3 protein-coding genes are annotated in these 16526 nt (G+C 67.9%); all 3 read right to left on the bottom strand.

Annotated elements, in window-relative coordinates; translation table 11 throughout:
* Window positions 1–16: 16 nt before the first annotated feature.
* The 3 genes from DQP57_RS07640 to DQP57_RS07630 all read right to left on the bottom strand — a co-directional run bounded on the left by DQP57_RS07640 (window position 17) and on the right by DQP57_RS07630 (window position 16191).
* Entirely contained in the window at window positions 17–11146 is an 11130-nt protein-coding gene (locus tag DQP57_RS07640) for a non-ribosomal peptide synthetase (protein WP_112632401.1), read from the bottom strand.
* Between the two features lie 74 nt (window positions 11147–11220).
* A complete protein-coding gene (locus DQP57_RS07635; protein WP_112632400.1) occupies window positions 11221–12951 on the bottom strand; it encodes a thiamine pyrophosphate-binding protein in 1731 nt (576 codons plus the stop codon).
* Between the two features lie 627 nt (window positions 12952–13578).
* A complete protein-coding gene (locus tag DQP57_RS07630) occupies window positions 13579–16191 on the bottom strand; it encodes a LuxR C-terminal-related transcriptional regulator (RefSeq protein WP_112632423.1) in 2613 nt (870 codons plus the stop codon).
* Window positions 16192–16526: the final 335 nt, after the last annotated feature.

Here is a 16526-nt window from a genome sequence, read left to right as displayed (position 1 = left end):
GTGGCGGTCCACTCGCCTAGCAGCTGAACATTCGGTCCGGTGCGGGGCTGGAACCCTCGAAGAGCCGGTCGATCAGGAAGCCGATCCCCACGCTGCCGCCCGTCCCCCGGGTGTCCCCGACGAAGGGGCTGACCACGTCCAGGTGCGCCAGCCGCCAGCGCATGAGGCCCGCGATGAACACGTCGAGGTGCGCTCCGAGGTGCAGGCGTTGCCGGCGGGTGCGCCTGTCGCCGTTGCTCCGGTCGGCAACGATCTCGAGCAGTGCCGCCAGGGGCGCGTAGCGCACGCCGGCCAGGATGGTGGTGAACTGGGCCGACTGCCCGGCGCTCATGCCCTGCAACCGGGGCCGGAACCGGTGAAAATCGTCCACGGCAAGGTGTTGCAGGGCGTTCTGCGTCGTCACGACCAGCTCGAGCAGGGCGTTGGCGCGTTTCACCCGGCCGATCGCCCGGTCGAAGTCCGAACGGCGGGCGGACTCGAGGGCAAGGTCGAGGTCGACCAAGATCTGCGACACCCACAGCTCGGAGGCTTGGTGGATGATCAGAAAGTACCTCTCGTCGCCCCAGACGACGGGGTCGCCGTCCCCAAACAACGGCTGAACCGCGCCCAGCAGCTCGTCGATGTGCAGGTAATCCGCATAGGCCAGCTTGGCCTGTGGCTCTGTCGCCTCGATGTCGTCTGCCGGGTCTTGCAGATGCCTGAATGGGCAGACGCCGGGAACGACGTCCATCGTGCTCGTGCCGGTACTCAACGTGCCCCTCCGTTCCCCGAACCGCTCGAGTTCGCCGGGCCGCTCACAATCGAGGGGCTGGCAGACCTCGCCAGATCGAACTTGTTCCAATGAATCTTTGAGTTGTTTGCCGTACATGCTGAGCGATTCGGTTGTGAGCATCTCTTGGTGCGTACAGTCGACCGCGTGCTCGGTGATGTCGCCGGCAACGTAAGGTCGCCAACTTTGCAGCAGAGACTGATTGGTCTCGCCACGCGTAGCGGAAAAGACGATCGCATCGCCATTGAAAACACCGGGCTCGTGCCGTTGAGCCAATTCGATGTCGCTGTTGATGTTTCGAATGAACAGATCCAGAACCTGCTGGTAGCGCGGGAACTCCGCGGCGAATTCCGCGGCGCCCCGTTCGCGGATCAGCGCTTCGATGTGCTCGAAGGTCACCGCCTCAGCCTGTTCTTGGCCGCCGATCCGATAGAAGCGCAGCGCTTCGATGTGCCTGGTCCAGTCATGGAGATCCTCTTCGGGTAGATCGTCCGTTCTGGGTTGTGCATCCAGCAGGATCAGGCAGTTGATGTCGCATCCGCGCCGCTGCAACTCGATGGCGATTTGATGGGCGACCACGCCCCCGAAAGACCAACCGAGAAGGTTGTAGGGCCCGGCCGGATGAACTCGTTGAATTCGGTCGGCGTAGTTGTTCGCCATATCGCGAATTGACCGGGGCTCGGCCTCTTCGCCATCGGGAACCTGTTGAATCCCGATGATCGGGCACTCCACGTAATTGCCGAGCGCCTGATAGAGCCAGCTCACCCCGCCCCCGGGGTGAATGCAGAACAGCGGAACGCCGGTACCCTTTTTCAGGGTTTGGACCGGAACCACTTCTTGCACGGAAACGGTTTCTTCGCAGCCGGGATCGCGATGCAGATAATCGGCAAGACCGGCGACGGTGGACGCATCGAACAGATAGCGCACCGGCACTTCCCGGCCCAGCGCCTGCTGCAACCGCGTGCTCAACTGGATGGCGATCATCGAATTGCCGCCGAGGGCGAAGAAGTCGTCGTCGAGGCCGACCCGGTCCACGCCCAGCACCTGAGCGAACACCTCGGCGACGATTTTTTCCGTCTCGGTTTCCGGGGCCCGGAAGGGGGCGGCGGCAAGCACGGGTGCCGGCAGCGCCCGACGATCGACTTTGCCCGAGGAGGTCAACGGAAACTCTTCGAGCACCACGATTTCTGCCGGCACCATGTAATCGGGCAACCGCGCGCCCACCTGCTCACGCAGGACCGCGGGATCGGGTTGCGGCACGCCGCTGACGTAGCCGACGAGGCGGTCCCCGGTGGGGCCGCGGTGCACGGTGGTCGCGGCCTGGGTGACCCGCGGGCAGGCCAGCAGCGTGCTTTCGATCTCGCCGAGTTCGATGCGCTGCCCGCGCAGCTTGATCTGCGCATCGACGCGGCCCAGGTACTCCAGCACGCCGGCCGAGGTCCAGCGCACCAGATCACCGGTGCGATACATGCGTTCGCCGGCGTCCCCAAATGGGTTGGCCACGAACCGTTCCGCGGTCAACTCCGACCGCTTCACATAACCGTGGGCGAGCACGGGTCCGGCCACATACAGTTCGCCCGCCACCCCGATCGGCGCGGGTTTGAGGCGTGCATCGAGCACCAACGCACGCACCCCGGCGATCGGTGCGCCGATGCTGACAGGCCGCCCCGCCGACAGCGGCGCATAGGTGACCCAGATGGTGGTCTCGGAAGGCCCATAGGCGTTGAACATGCGCCGGCCCGGCGCCCAGGCGGCCACCAACTCCGCCTGGCACGCCTCCCCGCCCGTGATCAGCGTCTCGAGTCCGTCCAGCCGATCCCGATCCAGTGAAGCCAGCACCGTCGGGGTCACCAGCGCCGCGCTGACCCGCTGGTCGCGCAGCAACTCGGTCAGGGCCGCACCGGCGTACGCGTCCGGGGGCGCCACCACCAACGTCGCGCGCGACGCCGCCGCCCACAACCACTCGAAGATCGACGCATCGAAGGTTGGTGCGGCCACCATCAGCATCCGGGCTTCGGCGCCCAACCCGAACGCCTCGCGCTGCGCCGCCGCCACGCCCAGTAGACCGGCGTGGCTGACCGCCACCCCCTTGGGGGCACCGGTGGACCCGGAGGTGAATATCACGTACGCGGTGTCATCCACCGCCAACGGCGCCAGCCGATCAACGTTGGTAATGGGCTTGGCGCACCGCCCGGACAGGTCCATGCCGTCGAGGCGCACCACCGGGCGTGCCCCGGCCCCGGCCACGGTGTCGGCGCCGCAGGTCAGCACGCACACGGCGTCCACCGCGTCGAGCACCGTGGCGATCCGCTCGCCGGGATGCGCCCGATTCAGCGGCACGTACACGCCGCCCGCCTTGAGCACCGCCCACCAGGCCACCACCAACTCCGCGCAGCGATCCATCGCCACGCCGACCGCGCGCTCGGGACCGATCCCCGCCTCGATCAGCACCCGGGCCAACCGCGTCGACCACACGTCCAGTTCGCGGTAGGACACCTGCCGCGCACCGTCGACCACCGCCACCGCGTCCGCATCGGCGGCCACCGCCGCGGCCAACAGCTGCGGGCCCAGCCCCGCCGGCGCGTCCAGCGCGCCGGCACCGGACCAGCCCGTCAGCAGTTCGAGCTCATCGCGATCCAGCAGTGCCACGTCTCCCACCGCCACCGCGGCATCGGCGACCACCGCCTCGATCACCCGCCCGAACCAGGTGACCAACCGCTCGACGGTGACCCGATCGAACAGATCGGTGGCATACGTCACCGTCCCGGCGGCCATCGGGGCGGCCGGGTCCTCAGTGGGCACTTCGGCGATGCTGAAATCCAGCTCGAACTTGGCGGTGTGGACTTCCGCCGCGAGCGGCTCGACGCTGAGCCCGTCGATCGCCACCGTGTCGGGGCGCGCGTTGTTCTGGAAGACCAAAGCCACCTGGAACAGCGGGTGATGCGCGGTGGAGCGCACCGGGTTGAGCTGCTCGACCAGCAGTTCGAACGGAACTTCCTGGTTGCCATAGGCGTCCAGCGCCTTCTGCCGCACCTGCTGGAGCACCTCGCTGAACCGGTGGCCCGACCTGACCCCCACTCGCAGCGCCCACGAGTTGACGAAGAAGCCGACCAGATCATCGAGTGCCTCATCGAGCCGCCCGGCGATCGTCGCGCCGATCACCACGTCCTCGCCGGCGCCGACGCGGTGCAGCAGCATCGCCAACGCCGCCTGCAGGACCATCGAGACCGTCGCGTTGTGCGCCGCCGCCACGGCTTTGACCCCCGCCCACAGCTGCGGTTCGATGCGCAGTTCCACCGCATCACCGCGGTAACTGGGCACCGGCGGGCGTGGCCGATCGGCCGGCAGTGACACCGCCTCGGGCACATCGGCCAATTCCTGTCGCCAGTACCGCAACTGCTCGGCGATCACACTGTCGGGGTCGGACTCGGCGCCCAGCCAATCCCGTTGCCACAGCGTGTAATCGACGTACTGCGCAGCCAGCGGCGCCCACCCCGGGGCGGTGCCGTTCCGCCGCGCTTGATAGGCCTGCGCCACATCACGGACCATCGGAACCATGGACCACCCGTCAAAGGCGATGTGGTGCACCACAATTCCCACCACATAATGGTCGGGTCCCACCGAATAGACCTGCGCGCGAATCGGGACTTCCGACGACAGGTCGAAGCGATACCCCAGCAGCGCCGCCAACTCGCCGAGCAAGTTCTGCTCGGGCACGGACACCACCGTCGCGTCGCCGCGCCGCCACATCCCCGCCTGGGCGGGCAACACGTGCTGGAACGGCACGCCGTCGACGTCGGGATAGATGGTGCGCAGCGATTCGTGGCGGGCGATGACATCGTCGAAGGCCGCGCCCAGAGCCTCGACATCTAGTGCCCCGACGATCCGGAAGGCGATCGGGATGTTGTAGGTCGCGGCGCCGCCCTGGAACCGGTCGATGAACCACAACCGGCTCTGCGCGTAGGACAACGGCACCATCGGGGGCCGCTGCTGTGCCGTCAACGCCGGCCTCGCCCGCTCCCCCGCGTGCGCGTTCATCCACTCGGCCAATCCGGCCACGGTGGACGCGTCGAACAACGCCTGGATCGGAACCTCGGCACCCAGTTCGGTCCGGATCCGCGCGATCAGCCGGGTCGCCGACAGCGAATGCCCGCCGAGGTCGAAGAACGACTCGTCGATGCCGACCCGCGCCACCCCGAGCACCTCGCCGAACAGTGCGGCCAACACCCGTTCTCGTTGATCACGCGGCGCCCGATAGCCCTCCGCGGTAACGAATTCCGGCGCAGGCAGCGCCCGCCGGTCGAGTTTGCCGTTGACCGTCAACGGCAGCGACTCCACCACCATGATCGCCGCCGGCACCATGTATTCGGGCAGCCGGCCGGCCACAAAGCGGCGTAGCTCGGCGACGCGTTCGATCGCCGACTCATCGCCTTCCCCGGTCGGGATCGTTCGGTTCAGCACGACATAGCCCACCAATCGCTTGTCGCTGACCCGCTCGGCCGGACTCGCGCCGGAGCTGGTCGCGTGGGCGATCACCGCGGCCTGCGCCACCCCCGGGTATGCGGCGAGGACGGTCTCGATCTCGCCGAGCTCGATGCGATACCCGCGGATCTTGACCTGCTCATCGGCGCGCCCCACATACCGCAGTTGCCCGTCGGGACCCCAGCACACCAGGTCCCCGGTCCGATACATCCGAGTTCCCGAGCCCACAAACGGACAGGCCACGAACCGCGCCGCGGTCAGGCCGGGCCGCCGCCAATACCCAAGTCCCACACCGGAACCAGCCACGTACAGCTCGCCGACCACGCCCGCCGGCGCCGGCCGCAACCACGCATCCAGCACAAAGAAGGCCAGGTGTGACAGCGGCCGCCCGACCGGGCTCGCGGCGGTGTCGGTGTCGGCCGCGACGATCTCCCGGAACGAGGCGTGCACCGTGGTCTCGGTGATGCCATACATGTTGATCAGACGCGGCAGTCCCGCGTGGTCGTGCAGCCATGTCCGAAGACGTTGCGGTTCAAGCGCTTCCCCGCCGAACACCACCGTCTCCAATTTGAGCTGCCTGCCCAGTTCCGGGGACAGGGCGTCGGCGGTTTGCAGTGCGTAGAACGCCGAGGGGGTTTGACTCAGCACGTTAACCTGTTCGGCAACGAGCAAGGCGTGCAAGTCTTTTGGTGAGCGGGTCACCGACTCGGGCACTACCACCAGTCGCGCTCCGCGCAGCAGCGCGCCCCAGATTTCCCATACCGAGTAGTCGAAGGCCAGGGAATGACACTGCGTCCACACCTGTCCCGGCGCCATCTCGGCGTCCAGCGACTGCAGCAGCCGGATGACATTGCGGTGGGTGATCGGCACCCCCTTGGGCGCGCCGGTGGTGCCCGAGGTGTAGATGAAGTAGGCGATGTCGTCTGGAGCCGCCGCCAGCAGCCGCGCGCTCGGGTAGCTCGTGATGCGTGGGTCGTCGACGTCGATGACCAACAGGTCGCACCCGTCCAGCCGGTCGGCCAGCCCGGCGGTGGTGAGCGCGACGATCGGCCCGGCGTCGTCCACCATGAAGCGGACCCGGCTGTCGGGATGCATCGGGTCGATCGGCAGATACGCCGCACCGGTCTTCAACACCGCCAGGATCGCCACGACCGCCTCGGCCGAGCGGGGCAACAGCAGCGCCACACACTGGCCCCGCCCGACACCGTGGCTGACCAGAACGTGCGCCCACCGGTTAGCGGCCTCCTCGACCTCGCGGTAGGTCCACGAACGCCGCCCACAGCTGAGCGCCACCGCCTCCGGCGCGCGCGCCACCTGCTCGGCGAACACCACCGGGATCGACACCGACGTGTCCGCGGGCTCGGTCAAAACCGCCCTGTTGCCCCAGGCATCCATGTCGGCGTGCTCGCCGGCATCCAGTACGTCCACCGACGAGAGCCGCCGCGCGGGATCGGTGGTCAGCGCGGTCAAAACCGATCGGAGCCGCTCGATCAGCGTCTCGATGGTGGTCGCGTCGAACACGTCCGTGCGGAAGTCAACCGTGCCCCCGATGCCGGCCGGCTCGCCGTCCTCGGTCCAGCGTTCGCCGAGGGAGAACACCAGATCCATCCGGGTGTCGTCGACGACCCGCCGCGAGCCCGGCAGCGGCGTGATCTGCACGTCGCCTAGGGCCAACGCCGCGGCGGGGTCGTCCTGCCCGGCGAAGTTCTGCCAGGACAACACGACCTGGAACAGCGGGTGATGGGTCGCGCTTCGGGTGGGGTTCAGCCGCTCGACGAGCACCTCGAAGGGCACGTCCTGGTGTTCGAAGGCGGCCAGGCCGCGCTGGCGCACCCGGGCCAGCAGTTCGACGAAGGTGGGATCACCGGCCAGGTCGACACGCAGCACCAAGGTGTTGATGAAATAGCCGACCAGCTCATCCAGTGCCGGGTCGCGCCGGCCGGCGATCAAGAACCCGACCGCCACGTCGCTGCTGGCGCTGAGCTTGGCCAACAACACCGCCAGGGCGGCCTGAACCACCATGAAGCTGGTCGCGTTGTACTCGCCGGCCACCCCGCGCACCCGTCGCTGCAGCTCGGCCGGCCAGTCGACCGGCACACTGGCGCCGCGGTAATCGGCCACCGCCGGGTAGGGCCGGTCGGTGGGCAGCGCCAGGCGTTCGGGCATGCCGGCCAGCGTGTGTTTCCAGTAGTCGAGCTGCGCGGCGATGGGGCTGTCGCTGTCGTCGAGATCGCCCAGGTGCGCGCGCTGCCACAGCGTGTAGTCGACATACTGCACGGCCAGCGGCGCCCACTGCGGGGCCAGGCCCTGCCGGCGTGCCCGATAGGCCTCGGCCACATCGCGGGCCAACGGCGGCAGTGACCACCCGTCATAGGTGATGTGGTGCACGACAATTCCCACCAGATACTGCTCGGGTCCCACGGAATAGATCTGGGCCCGGATCGGGATTTCGGCGGACAGGTCGAATCGGTACGCCACCAGCGTCAACAGCTCCTGCAGCGCGTCGGACTCCGGCACGGACACCACCGCCGCGCCCCCGCGCCGCCACATCCCCGCCCGGGCGGGCAACACCTGCTGGAACGGCGCACCGTCGACGTCGGGAAATATGGTGCGCAGGGATTCGTGGCGGGCGATGACGTCATCGAGGGCCGCTCCCAGCGCCTCGACATCCAGCGCCCCGTTGATCCGGAAGGCGATCGGCATGTTGTAGGTCGCGCCCCCGCCCTCGAACCGGTCCAGGAACCACAGCCGGCTTTGGGCGAACGACAGCGGAACGCGCTCCGGGCGCGGCATCACCTGCAACGGTGCGCGTGCGGCGCCGCCACGATGCCGGTGCAGATAGTCGGCGAGCGTGGCGACCGTGGACGCGTCGAACAGATAACGCACCGGCACTTCCCTGCCCAGTGCCAGCTGTAGGCGCGCGCTCACCCGGGTGGCGGTCATCGAATCCCCGCCGAGGGCGAAGAAGTCGTCGTCGAGCCCGACCCGGTCCGCGCCCAACACGTCGGCAAACGCCTCGGCGATGACCTTTTCCGTCTCGGTGTCCGGGGCCCGGAAGGGTGCGGCGGCGGCGACCGGGGCAGGCAGGGCCCGCCGGTCGACTTTGCCCGAGGAGGTCAGGGGCAACTTGTCGAGCACCACGATCTCGGCCGGCACCATGTATTCGGGCAGCCGCGCGCTCAGCCGCTGACGGACGACGATCGGGTCGGGCTCGGGCATGCCGCTGACGTAGCCGATCAGGCGGTCGCCGGTGGGGCCGCGGTGCACGGTGGCGGCGGCCTGGCCGACCTGCGGGCAGGCCAGCAGGGTGTTTTCGATTTCGCCAAGTTCGATGCGCTGCCCGCGCAGCTTGATCTGGGCGTCGGCTCGGCCGAGATAGTCCAGGGAACCGGCCGACGTCCAGCGCACCAGATCGCCGGTGCGATACATCCGCCCCCCGGCATCGCCGTAGGGGTTGGCCACAAACCGTTCGGCGGTCAACCCCAGGCGGCCGAGATAGCCGTGCGCCAGCGCGGGTCCGCTCAGATAGAGCTCGCCGGCCACCCCGATCGGGGCGGGGTTGAGCCGTGCGTCGAGCACCAGCGCGCACATGCCGGGAATCGGCGCGCCGATGGTGACCGGCTGCCCCGCCGACAGCGGCGCGGTGGAGGTGGCGCAGATGGTGGCCTCGGAAGGTCCGTAGCCGTTGAACATCCGCCGGCCCGGTGCCCAGGCGGCCACCAACTCCGGCGGGCAGGCCTCTCCCGTGGTTACCAGCGTGTCCACCTCGTCGAGCCGGGACCGATCCAGCGAGGCCAGCACCGTGGGCGTCACCACCGCCGCGCTGACCCGCTGCTCGTCCAGCAATGCGGTCAGCGCCTCGCCGCCGTAGGCCTGCGGCGGGGCAACCACCAACGTCGCCCCCGAGCCGACCGCCCACAACACATCGAAGATCGACGCGTCGAACGTCGGCGCGGCCACCATCAGCACCCGCGATTGCGCGCCCAACCCGTACACCTTGCATTGCGCCGCAGCCAATCCCACCAGGCCGGCGTGACTGACCACTACGCCCTTGGGCGTGCCGGTGGACCCCGACGTGAACATGACGTAGGCGGTGTTGCCGACCTCGAGTTTCCCGCGCCGGTCGGCGTCGGTGATGGGCTTGGCGCACCGTCCGGACAGGTCCATGCCGTCGATGCGCAGCACCGGGCGCGTCCCGGCCCCGGCCACGGTGTCGGTGCCGCAGGTCACCATGCACACGGCGTCCACCGCGTCGAGCACCGTGGCGATCCGCTCCACCGGGTGGGAACGATCGACCGGAACATAGACGCCGCCGGCCTTGGCCACCGCCCACCAGGCCACCAGCAACTCCGCGCAGCGATCCATCGCCACGCCGACCGCGCGCTCGGGGCCGACCCCAGCCTCGATCAGCACCCGCGCCAACCGCGTTGACCATTCGTCCAGTTCGCGATAGGACACCTGCCGAACACCGTCGAGCACCGCCACCGCGTCTGGATCCGCGGCCACCGCCACGGCCAACAACTGCGGCGCCACCCCGACCGGAGCGCGCAGCCCGAACCCGGACCAGCCCGACAACACCAGATCGCGCTCACCGCGATCCAGCACCGACACCCGTCCCACCGTCACCGAGGCATCGGGTACGAGTAGGCGGTCGAGGAGCAATTCCAGACGACGGATGTGCCTGGCCATTTCGTCGGCGGTGTAGCGATCCGGGTTCCACGCGAACTGAATTCGCGGCCTGCCGTCGACCGTCCGCGGATAGATGTTGAACGCGACGTCCTGTACGGGGAAGTTGAAGACCTCGAAGGTCGCTTCCGACGGTCCGAAACGAAGCGGCTCGGCGAAGGCCATCACGTTGATCACCGGCCCGAACTCGACGTTCATGTCCAGAGGGGCCGTATCGGCAATCAGATCCGGCCAGCGCCGGAATTGCTGATGGCGCAGCGCACCGATCAAGTCCTTGCCGACCCGATCGGTCAGCGCGGCCATGCTTTCGCCGTCGTCGACGCTGACGCGCAGCGGCAACAGGTTCGACATCATGCCGGCACACCGTTTCAGCGCCGCGGTCGTGCGTCCCGAAACCGCCAACGACATCGAGACGTTCTGCCGCCCCGTCGTTTTCGCGATGAAAACCGCCACCGTCGCGATCGCCCGTGCGACATCGAACTGGCCGCGCCCGTCGTCGGACACGCGGTGCTTGCACACCAGTTCGTGCACGACGGGGTGGCGCGGCGGCGCGAGCCTGCGCGTACCTGCCAGGTCGGTGACCTCCAAAGGCTCGCGCATGACGGCCTTCCAGTACTCGGCATCGGCAGCGCAGCGCGACGACTCCTGGTACTTCAGTTCCGCGTCACGGATCAGCGCAAACTCGGAGAAGTCGACGACGTCGGTGGTGTCGGAAACCGAACCCGTGTACACGGCGGCGATGTAGCGGATGAAGTTGTTCGCCCCGAACCCGTCGAAGAGAACGTGGTGGGTGCGCAAGTAGAAGTACGACAATTCGTCGGTGATCCGCAGCAGCGCCAAGTCACAAAGGCGGTCGCGCAGCGGATCGAACGGCCGGCGGTAGTCGTCTTGCATCCAGCCGCGAGCGGCGGCCACCGGGTCGCGCTCGGTGCGCAGGTCGATGCAGCGCAAGGTCTGCGGAAGCGAGCGGTCGACGATGAAGACCAGCTCGCCGTCATCCAAAGACGGCCTCGCGCAAGGTGTTCCGAACCGGCTCGTGGCCGCTTGGCAGGCATCGCTGAGCCTTTCGGCGTCGACATCGTGGTCGATCACGACGTAGCCGGCAAAGTTGTAAGAGACTTCGGGCTGCAGCAGTTGAGCAGTCCAGATCGACCGCTGAGCTGCGGTCAACGGTCCCAGCAGGTCGTTTTGCGTACCGTAATTGAGCATGATCGCGACGTACTCCTAGTTAGGCTGATGTAGGCGTTGAAAGTGCGCTGGTGCCGATACGGGCGGCGATGTCGTCAAGCGCTGAAGACGACATCGGTTCTGTTCTCCTTCGTGACACCTTGGCAAGCAACAGGTTCCGACGTCACAGGCCCGAGAAACGTCGAGAGAGGAGGAATTTCGCCGGCGGCGCATTCGACGCTGATCACCGACGGTCCATCGGCCTCCAGCGCCGAATGCATGGCGGCGCTGAAGCCGTCGACGTCGCTGACGTCAACCGCTGGAAGCTGTGGGAACATCGCAGCGAGGCCGGCCCCGAGCCGACTCGTCGTGAAGGTGTTGTAACTGTGCCGATTTCCGTAGAACAACTTTTCGCTCATTGCGCACATGGCGCGGGCGTTGTTGTTGAACAAGACGAACGTCACCGGTAACCGGTATTGCACTGCGGTATGCACCTCCATGCCGTGCATGAAGAAGGCGCCGTCCCCGGCTAGCACCACGACGCGCCCGGTCTGTCGCCCGAACTTGGTACGCCCCAACGCCATTCCGATGCCGGCGCCAAAGCTGTAACCCATGCCGTGGGCGACCGCGAACCGGCCCCCGCGCCGAACCGGTAGATAGTGGACGGCCGCGGCGCCGCTGTTGCCGACGTCGACCACGATGTCCGCGCCGTCGGGCAACAGGCGGTCGAGCATGCCCATCGCTTCGCGGTAACGCACACCGGGACCGTCGAACCGCGGCGGCGTCAACTCGGTGCTGGATACCGCATCCGGCACTCGAATCCCGGTTGGCCGCTCGCGGCCGGTCAGCGCGCTGGTCAACATTCGCAGCGAGGCCTGCAGGTCGTCGGTGTGGACGTGGGTACACGCGACGTACGGCGGTACCGACCCGATCGAGATGGTGGGCACGGCGGCCAGGGCAGCGTCCAGGCCGGCGCGGGCTGTCACCGGTAGCCGGGTGCCCACCACCAGGCACAACGCGCTATCCGCCACCGCTTCCACCACACCCGGGTGGCCCATGACGCCGGTGACGCCAAGCGCCGACGACAACCCGAAACCCGGTGTGCCTGCGGCGTCCTTGGCGTGGGGCACGCATGCCACCCGCGCGCGCAGCACGGCCCGCAAGGATGCCAGTTCGGCGCGCGCGTCGTCGCGGACCACCTGCTCACCGGCGATGATCGTCACCGGACCGCTCACCCGGCGCAGCGCTCCCACGATCGGACGCGGATCGCCGATGTCTCGCGGCCGCTCGATTCCGTGTTCAGGCATGAAGCCATTGATGCTTACCTGCGATTGCTGAATGTCTTTGGGCAGCAACAACACCGCCGGGCCACCCGTGCGCGCCGCTGCCACGGCGGCGGGCAATGCCGAGGCGATGTCGGCGGGGGTCTGCACCCGGCGGCAGAAGACCGACACCTCGGAGAACAGCGCCTCGGCGTTCAGCGAACCGTTGCGACCGCTCGTGTCCTGGAAGCTGCCGCGACCATCCATCGTGGTCGGTGGCTGGCCCACCAGCGCCAATAGCGGCATGCGACTGGTGAACAATTCCCCAAGCCCGGCAACAAGGTTCAGCGCGCCTCCGCCGCACGTCGCCACCACACCAAAGCCACCGCGGCTGCGGCTGTATCCGTCGGCCATCGCGGCGGCCGAGAACTCCTGTTTGGCCAGCACCGCGTCGATGTCCGAATGCAAGAATGCGGCGTCGTACAGGTCCTCGATGTTGCCGCCGTCGACGCCGAATATGTAGTCGACCCCGATTGACGCGAGATGCCCGACGATATGGTCGACCACGCGGTGGCTGTGAGACATGATTTCAACCTCTAGAAACGGCGTAGGTGTATTGCGTGCTCGCCCCGGCCCGGTGGAGGAATTTGCACATGCGTGAACGTCCGTGATGCAGGCCCGCGCTTGCGGCGACGAGAGTTGCGCGCGTGCGCCATGCGGCAGTGGGCAGCATCGGTATGGTTGCGCCGGCCCCGGTGCCGGCCCCAACGGCCGCCCGGTGCAACGGCTTTGGCGGGTTTTTGGAGATCCGGTCGTAGTCCACAATCGCGGGAGTCCAACCGGCCATGCCCGCCAGGCATGATGTCATGTGCGGGAGCTTAAGTTTGCTCGAACAACTGTCATGGACCGATTGATTCGACTCAAGTGGTACGCGCGCACAGATCGAGTAGTCATCGGCCGCGCAGTGCGTAACGGATTGGTAACGGCGTTTTTGACCAGTGGTCACCGAGTGCTCAAACGCTCACCGACGAGCGCAAGACGGGTTATCCGTGCCGGACGCCCGGCGTGCGGCACGGACGCTATCCGCTTGCAAGGGAATGTCTTTCGGTTTGCGAACGACCTGGGGCGGACCCGCACGCTCGGGTGGATTACACAGCAGCCGCTGGAGCGATCAGATCTGGCCCCACCCGAACGCCCAAATAGCGCGTTCGGTCACGACGCATCTCGGCTCATCAGGCGGATGAGTTCGTCGCGATTGTTGATGCCCAATTTGGTGAAAAGGCGGTACAAATGGCCCTCGACCGTGCGCACCGAGATCACCAGCCGATCGGCGATCTGCCGGTTGGACAGACCGGCCGCGACCAGCAGCACAATCTGGCGTTCGCGGCCACTGAACGGAAGGGGACGCGCGGCGGCCTCGAGCGCGGGTGTCCGCGACCCGCATCGGCTGGCCAGGGCGTGTGCCCAGGTCGACGATTCGACCTCCTTGCGACGGTCGCCCGCGCGGGCGTGCTCGCCCGCGGCCTGAGCCGACGCGTCGGCGGCAAACGCCAGACCGCCGAGGTCAGCGAACCGGTGTGCCGCGGCGTCGAGCAGGTCGCCGTCGTGTTGCGCCAGGCCGCGGGCATGGTCGGCGACGGCCCGCGCCGATGGAGTGTTCAACGTCTCGACGAGCTCCGCCAAGCGGGTGGCCTGCGAACGGTCGCCGAAGCGCACGGCGGCATGGCGTGCCCGCATCTCCGCCACGTTCATCCCGGCCGCTCGTGCGGTCTCCGCCGCTTGCAGCGCGTGCGCCTGGGCGGCCGCCGGGTCCCCGGCCGCCGCCCGCTCCCAGGCCCGGGCGAGCTCGAGTTCGGGCAAGAACACGCCAACATGCGGGCCGTAGACTTTCTCCGCGCGCCGCAGCGCCGCCGCGGCCGCCGCACTCTCGCCCCGCGCCCCTTCGGCCTGCGCGTGCAGGGCGGCCACCACCAGCAACCACGGCGACGGAAAACCTTGGGACAGTTCGGAGATCGAGCGGTCGAGGGTAGCGCAGGCCGCCGGCAGCTCACCGCGGGTGACCTGCACGAGCCCGAGCATGGCGTCGACCATGGCCTCGGCCGCCGGGATGCCGATGGCCATCGCGGCATAGCGCTTGTGGATCCGCTCGGCCGCGGGATAGTCACCGGAAGCGGCCGCGACCATGACCTCGGCGACCCCGATGGCGAACCGTTGCGATCCGGCTTTGCAGAGCGCGGTCGCGCGCAGTCCCGCCTCGGCTATGGGGCCGACTTCGGCAAACCGTCCGGCGGCCATCAAGGCACCGCAGGTCGCGACGGCCGCCCACACGGTCGCCATGGGCATGACATCGGACTCGCACAGCGCCGGCCCGGCTTCGATCGTGCTCGCAACATCACCGCAGAAGAACCCGATAGAAACCTCCAGGGCGTTGATGAGATGCAGGCCCCCCTCGCACGCAACACGCTGCTTCACGTCGCTCAGTACTCGCCCCGCGGTTTCCGCGTCACCACACCCCCACGCCAGGTTGGCGGCTCGTAGACACCCCCACCGGGCGACCGACCACTCGTCGGCATCATCGACGTCGACGTCGACGTCCAGCAGGATGGCTTCGGCTTCCTCGCCGCGACCTTGCCAACTCACCGCCTCGGCGAGCACCAACGCGGCCGGCAGGCCACCGCCACGATCGACCGCAAACCTGGCCAACTCCTCGCCCAGCACCACGTTCGACATCGCCAACGCGTCGGCGGCCGCCTTGACGGCCACACTCAGGTCGGGATCGAGGTCGCTCCGCATCATGAACTGCGCCAGCTGGATCCGGCCCCGCAGATCGGGCAACTGCGAGCGCCGGCCCGCTGTCCGCAGATGCCTTCGAAGGGTTTTCGCCAAGAGGCCGTTGATTTGTCGCGAGCGCACCATCCCGGCGCGTCGGGTCGCCGCCTCACTGAGCATGGGGTGGTTGAGTTGCACCAGGGTGTGGGATCCATCGGCGACCAACTGGATCAGGCCGCGGCGTTCCAGGTGTGCCATTGCATCGGCATCGCAGATTTCACGCAGGATCTCCAATTCCAGCAGCTCGGCGGTGGCCAAAATCTCCACCACCTCCAGCTCCGCTGGACTCAGCGATTGCAGCCGGAAGTCCAACGCGTCGTGCAGCTCGCGGTCGGCGCGCAACGGACCTCGCAGTTGCCAACCCTCCTCCGTGTGAACCAGCGCCCCACTTTCCCGTCCTGCGGCCAGAAAACCACGCAGTAGCAACAGATTTCCCGCGCTGCGCTCGAACAGCTCGTCGACCAATCCCGACTCGACTGGGCCCCCCAACACCGCACCCGCCAACAGGGCGGTCTGCTCGCGGGTGAACGGATCGATGTGCACGGTCAGCAGCAGCCGTTCTTTCAACAGCGCGGTCACCGCATCCGAGACCGGTTCCCCCGACCGGATCGTCACGATCAACCGTGCGCTGCGACCGGCCGCCAGCTGGTTGACCAAGGTGGCCGACAACGGATCGAGCAGCTGCGCGTCGTCGACCACCACCACCACCAGGTTCTTGTCCTGCCCCAAGGTGTTGTGCGCGGCGGCCAGCATGATCGCCGGTTCGTGTCCCACGCCGAGACTCACCACGCGAGAAAACGCGCCGAGCGGCAGGGCGCAACCTGTTTGGGTGCCCAGGGCGAATCGCACCGTGCGGCCGGCCGACTCGACCGTCTTCGCCAGCATCCGCGCCAGCGTCGACTTGCCCACCCCGCTGTCGCCGACCAGGGCCACCCCGCTGAAGTCCCCGTTGCTGAGCGCCGCCAGTGATCGCCGGAACTCGGCATCGCGGCCCACGATGGGCCACGTCGATTCATTCACCCGGTGCGTCAAAGTTTCCCCACTCCCACCGACGCCGCCGACAAGGCGGCCGATACCGGTGCGCTCGTCGACTACAGCGAGCCGGTGCCGCTCTCGTCTGCCCGACGAGACGGTCCGAGCTCGCCGTTCGCTACATGAAGGCTGAACTCGCTGCCGCCAGATAAAGCCTGAAATTCTCAAGCGACGCCAAGGTCACGGCCAGGCAGCCCGATGCGGGCCGGCCCTCGACTGTGAGCGGCTGTCGTGGCAAAACCGTGACCGCGGATGGGTCGACATCGTGGTCGACGATCGCGACTGTGCGCTTCCGAATA

Source organism: Mycobacterium colombiense (assembly GCF_003284935.1).
In the GTDB taxonomy this organism is placed as follows: Bacteria; Actinomycetota; Actinomycetes; order Mycobacteriales; family Mycobacteriaceae; genus Mycobacterium; species Mycobacterium arosiense_A.
This window is presented reverse-complemented; position numbering and strand designations above follow the sequence as displayed.

What these genes read in the sequence shown, in the direction of transcription:
- DQP57_RS07640 (WP_112632401.1), bottom strand. Translation starts at nt 11,146, where the DNA reads ATGCTCAATTACGGTACGCAAAACGACCTGCTGGGACCGTTGACCGCA.
- DQP57_RS07635 (WP_112632400.1), bottom strand. Translation starts at nt 12,951, where the DNA reads ATGTCTCACAGCCACCGCGTGGTCGACCATATCGTCGGGCATCTCGCG.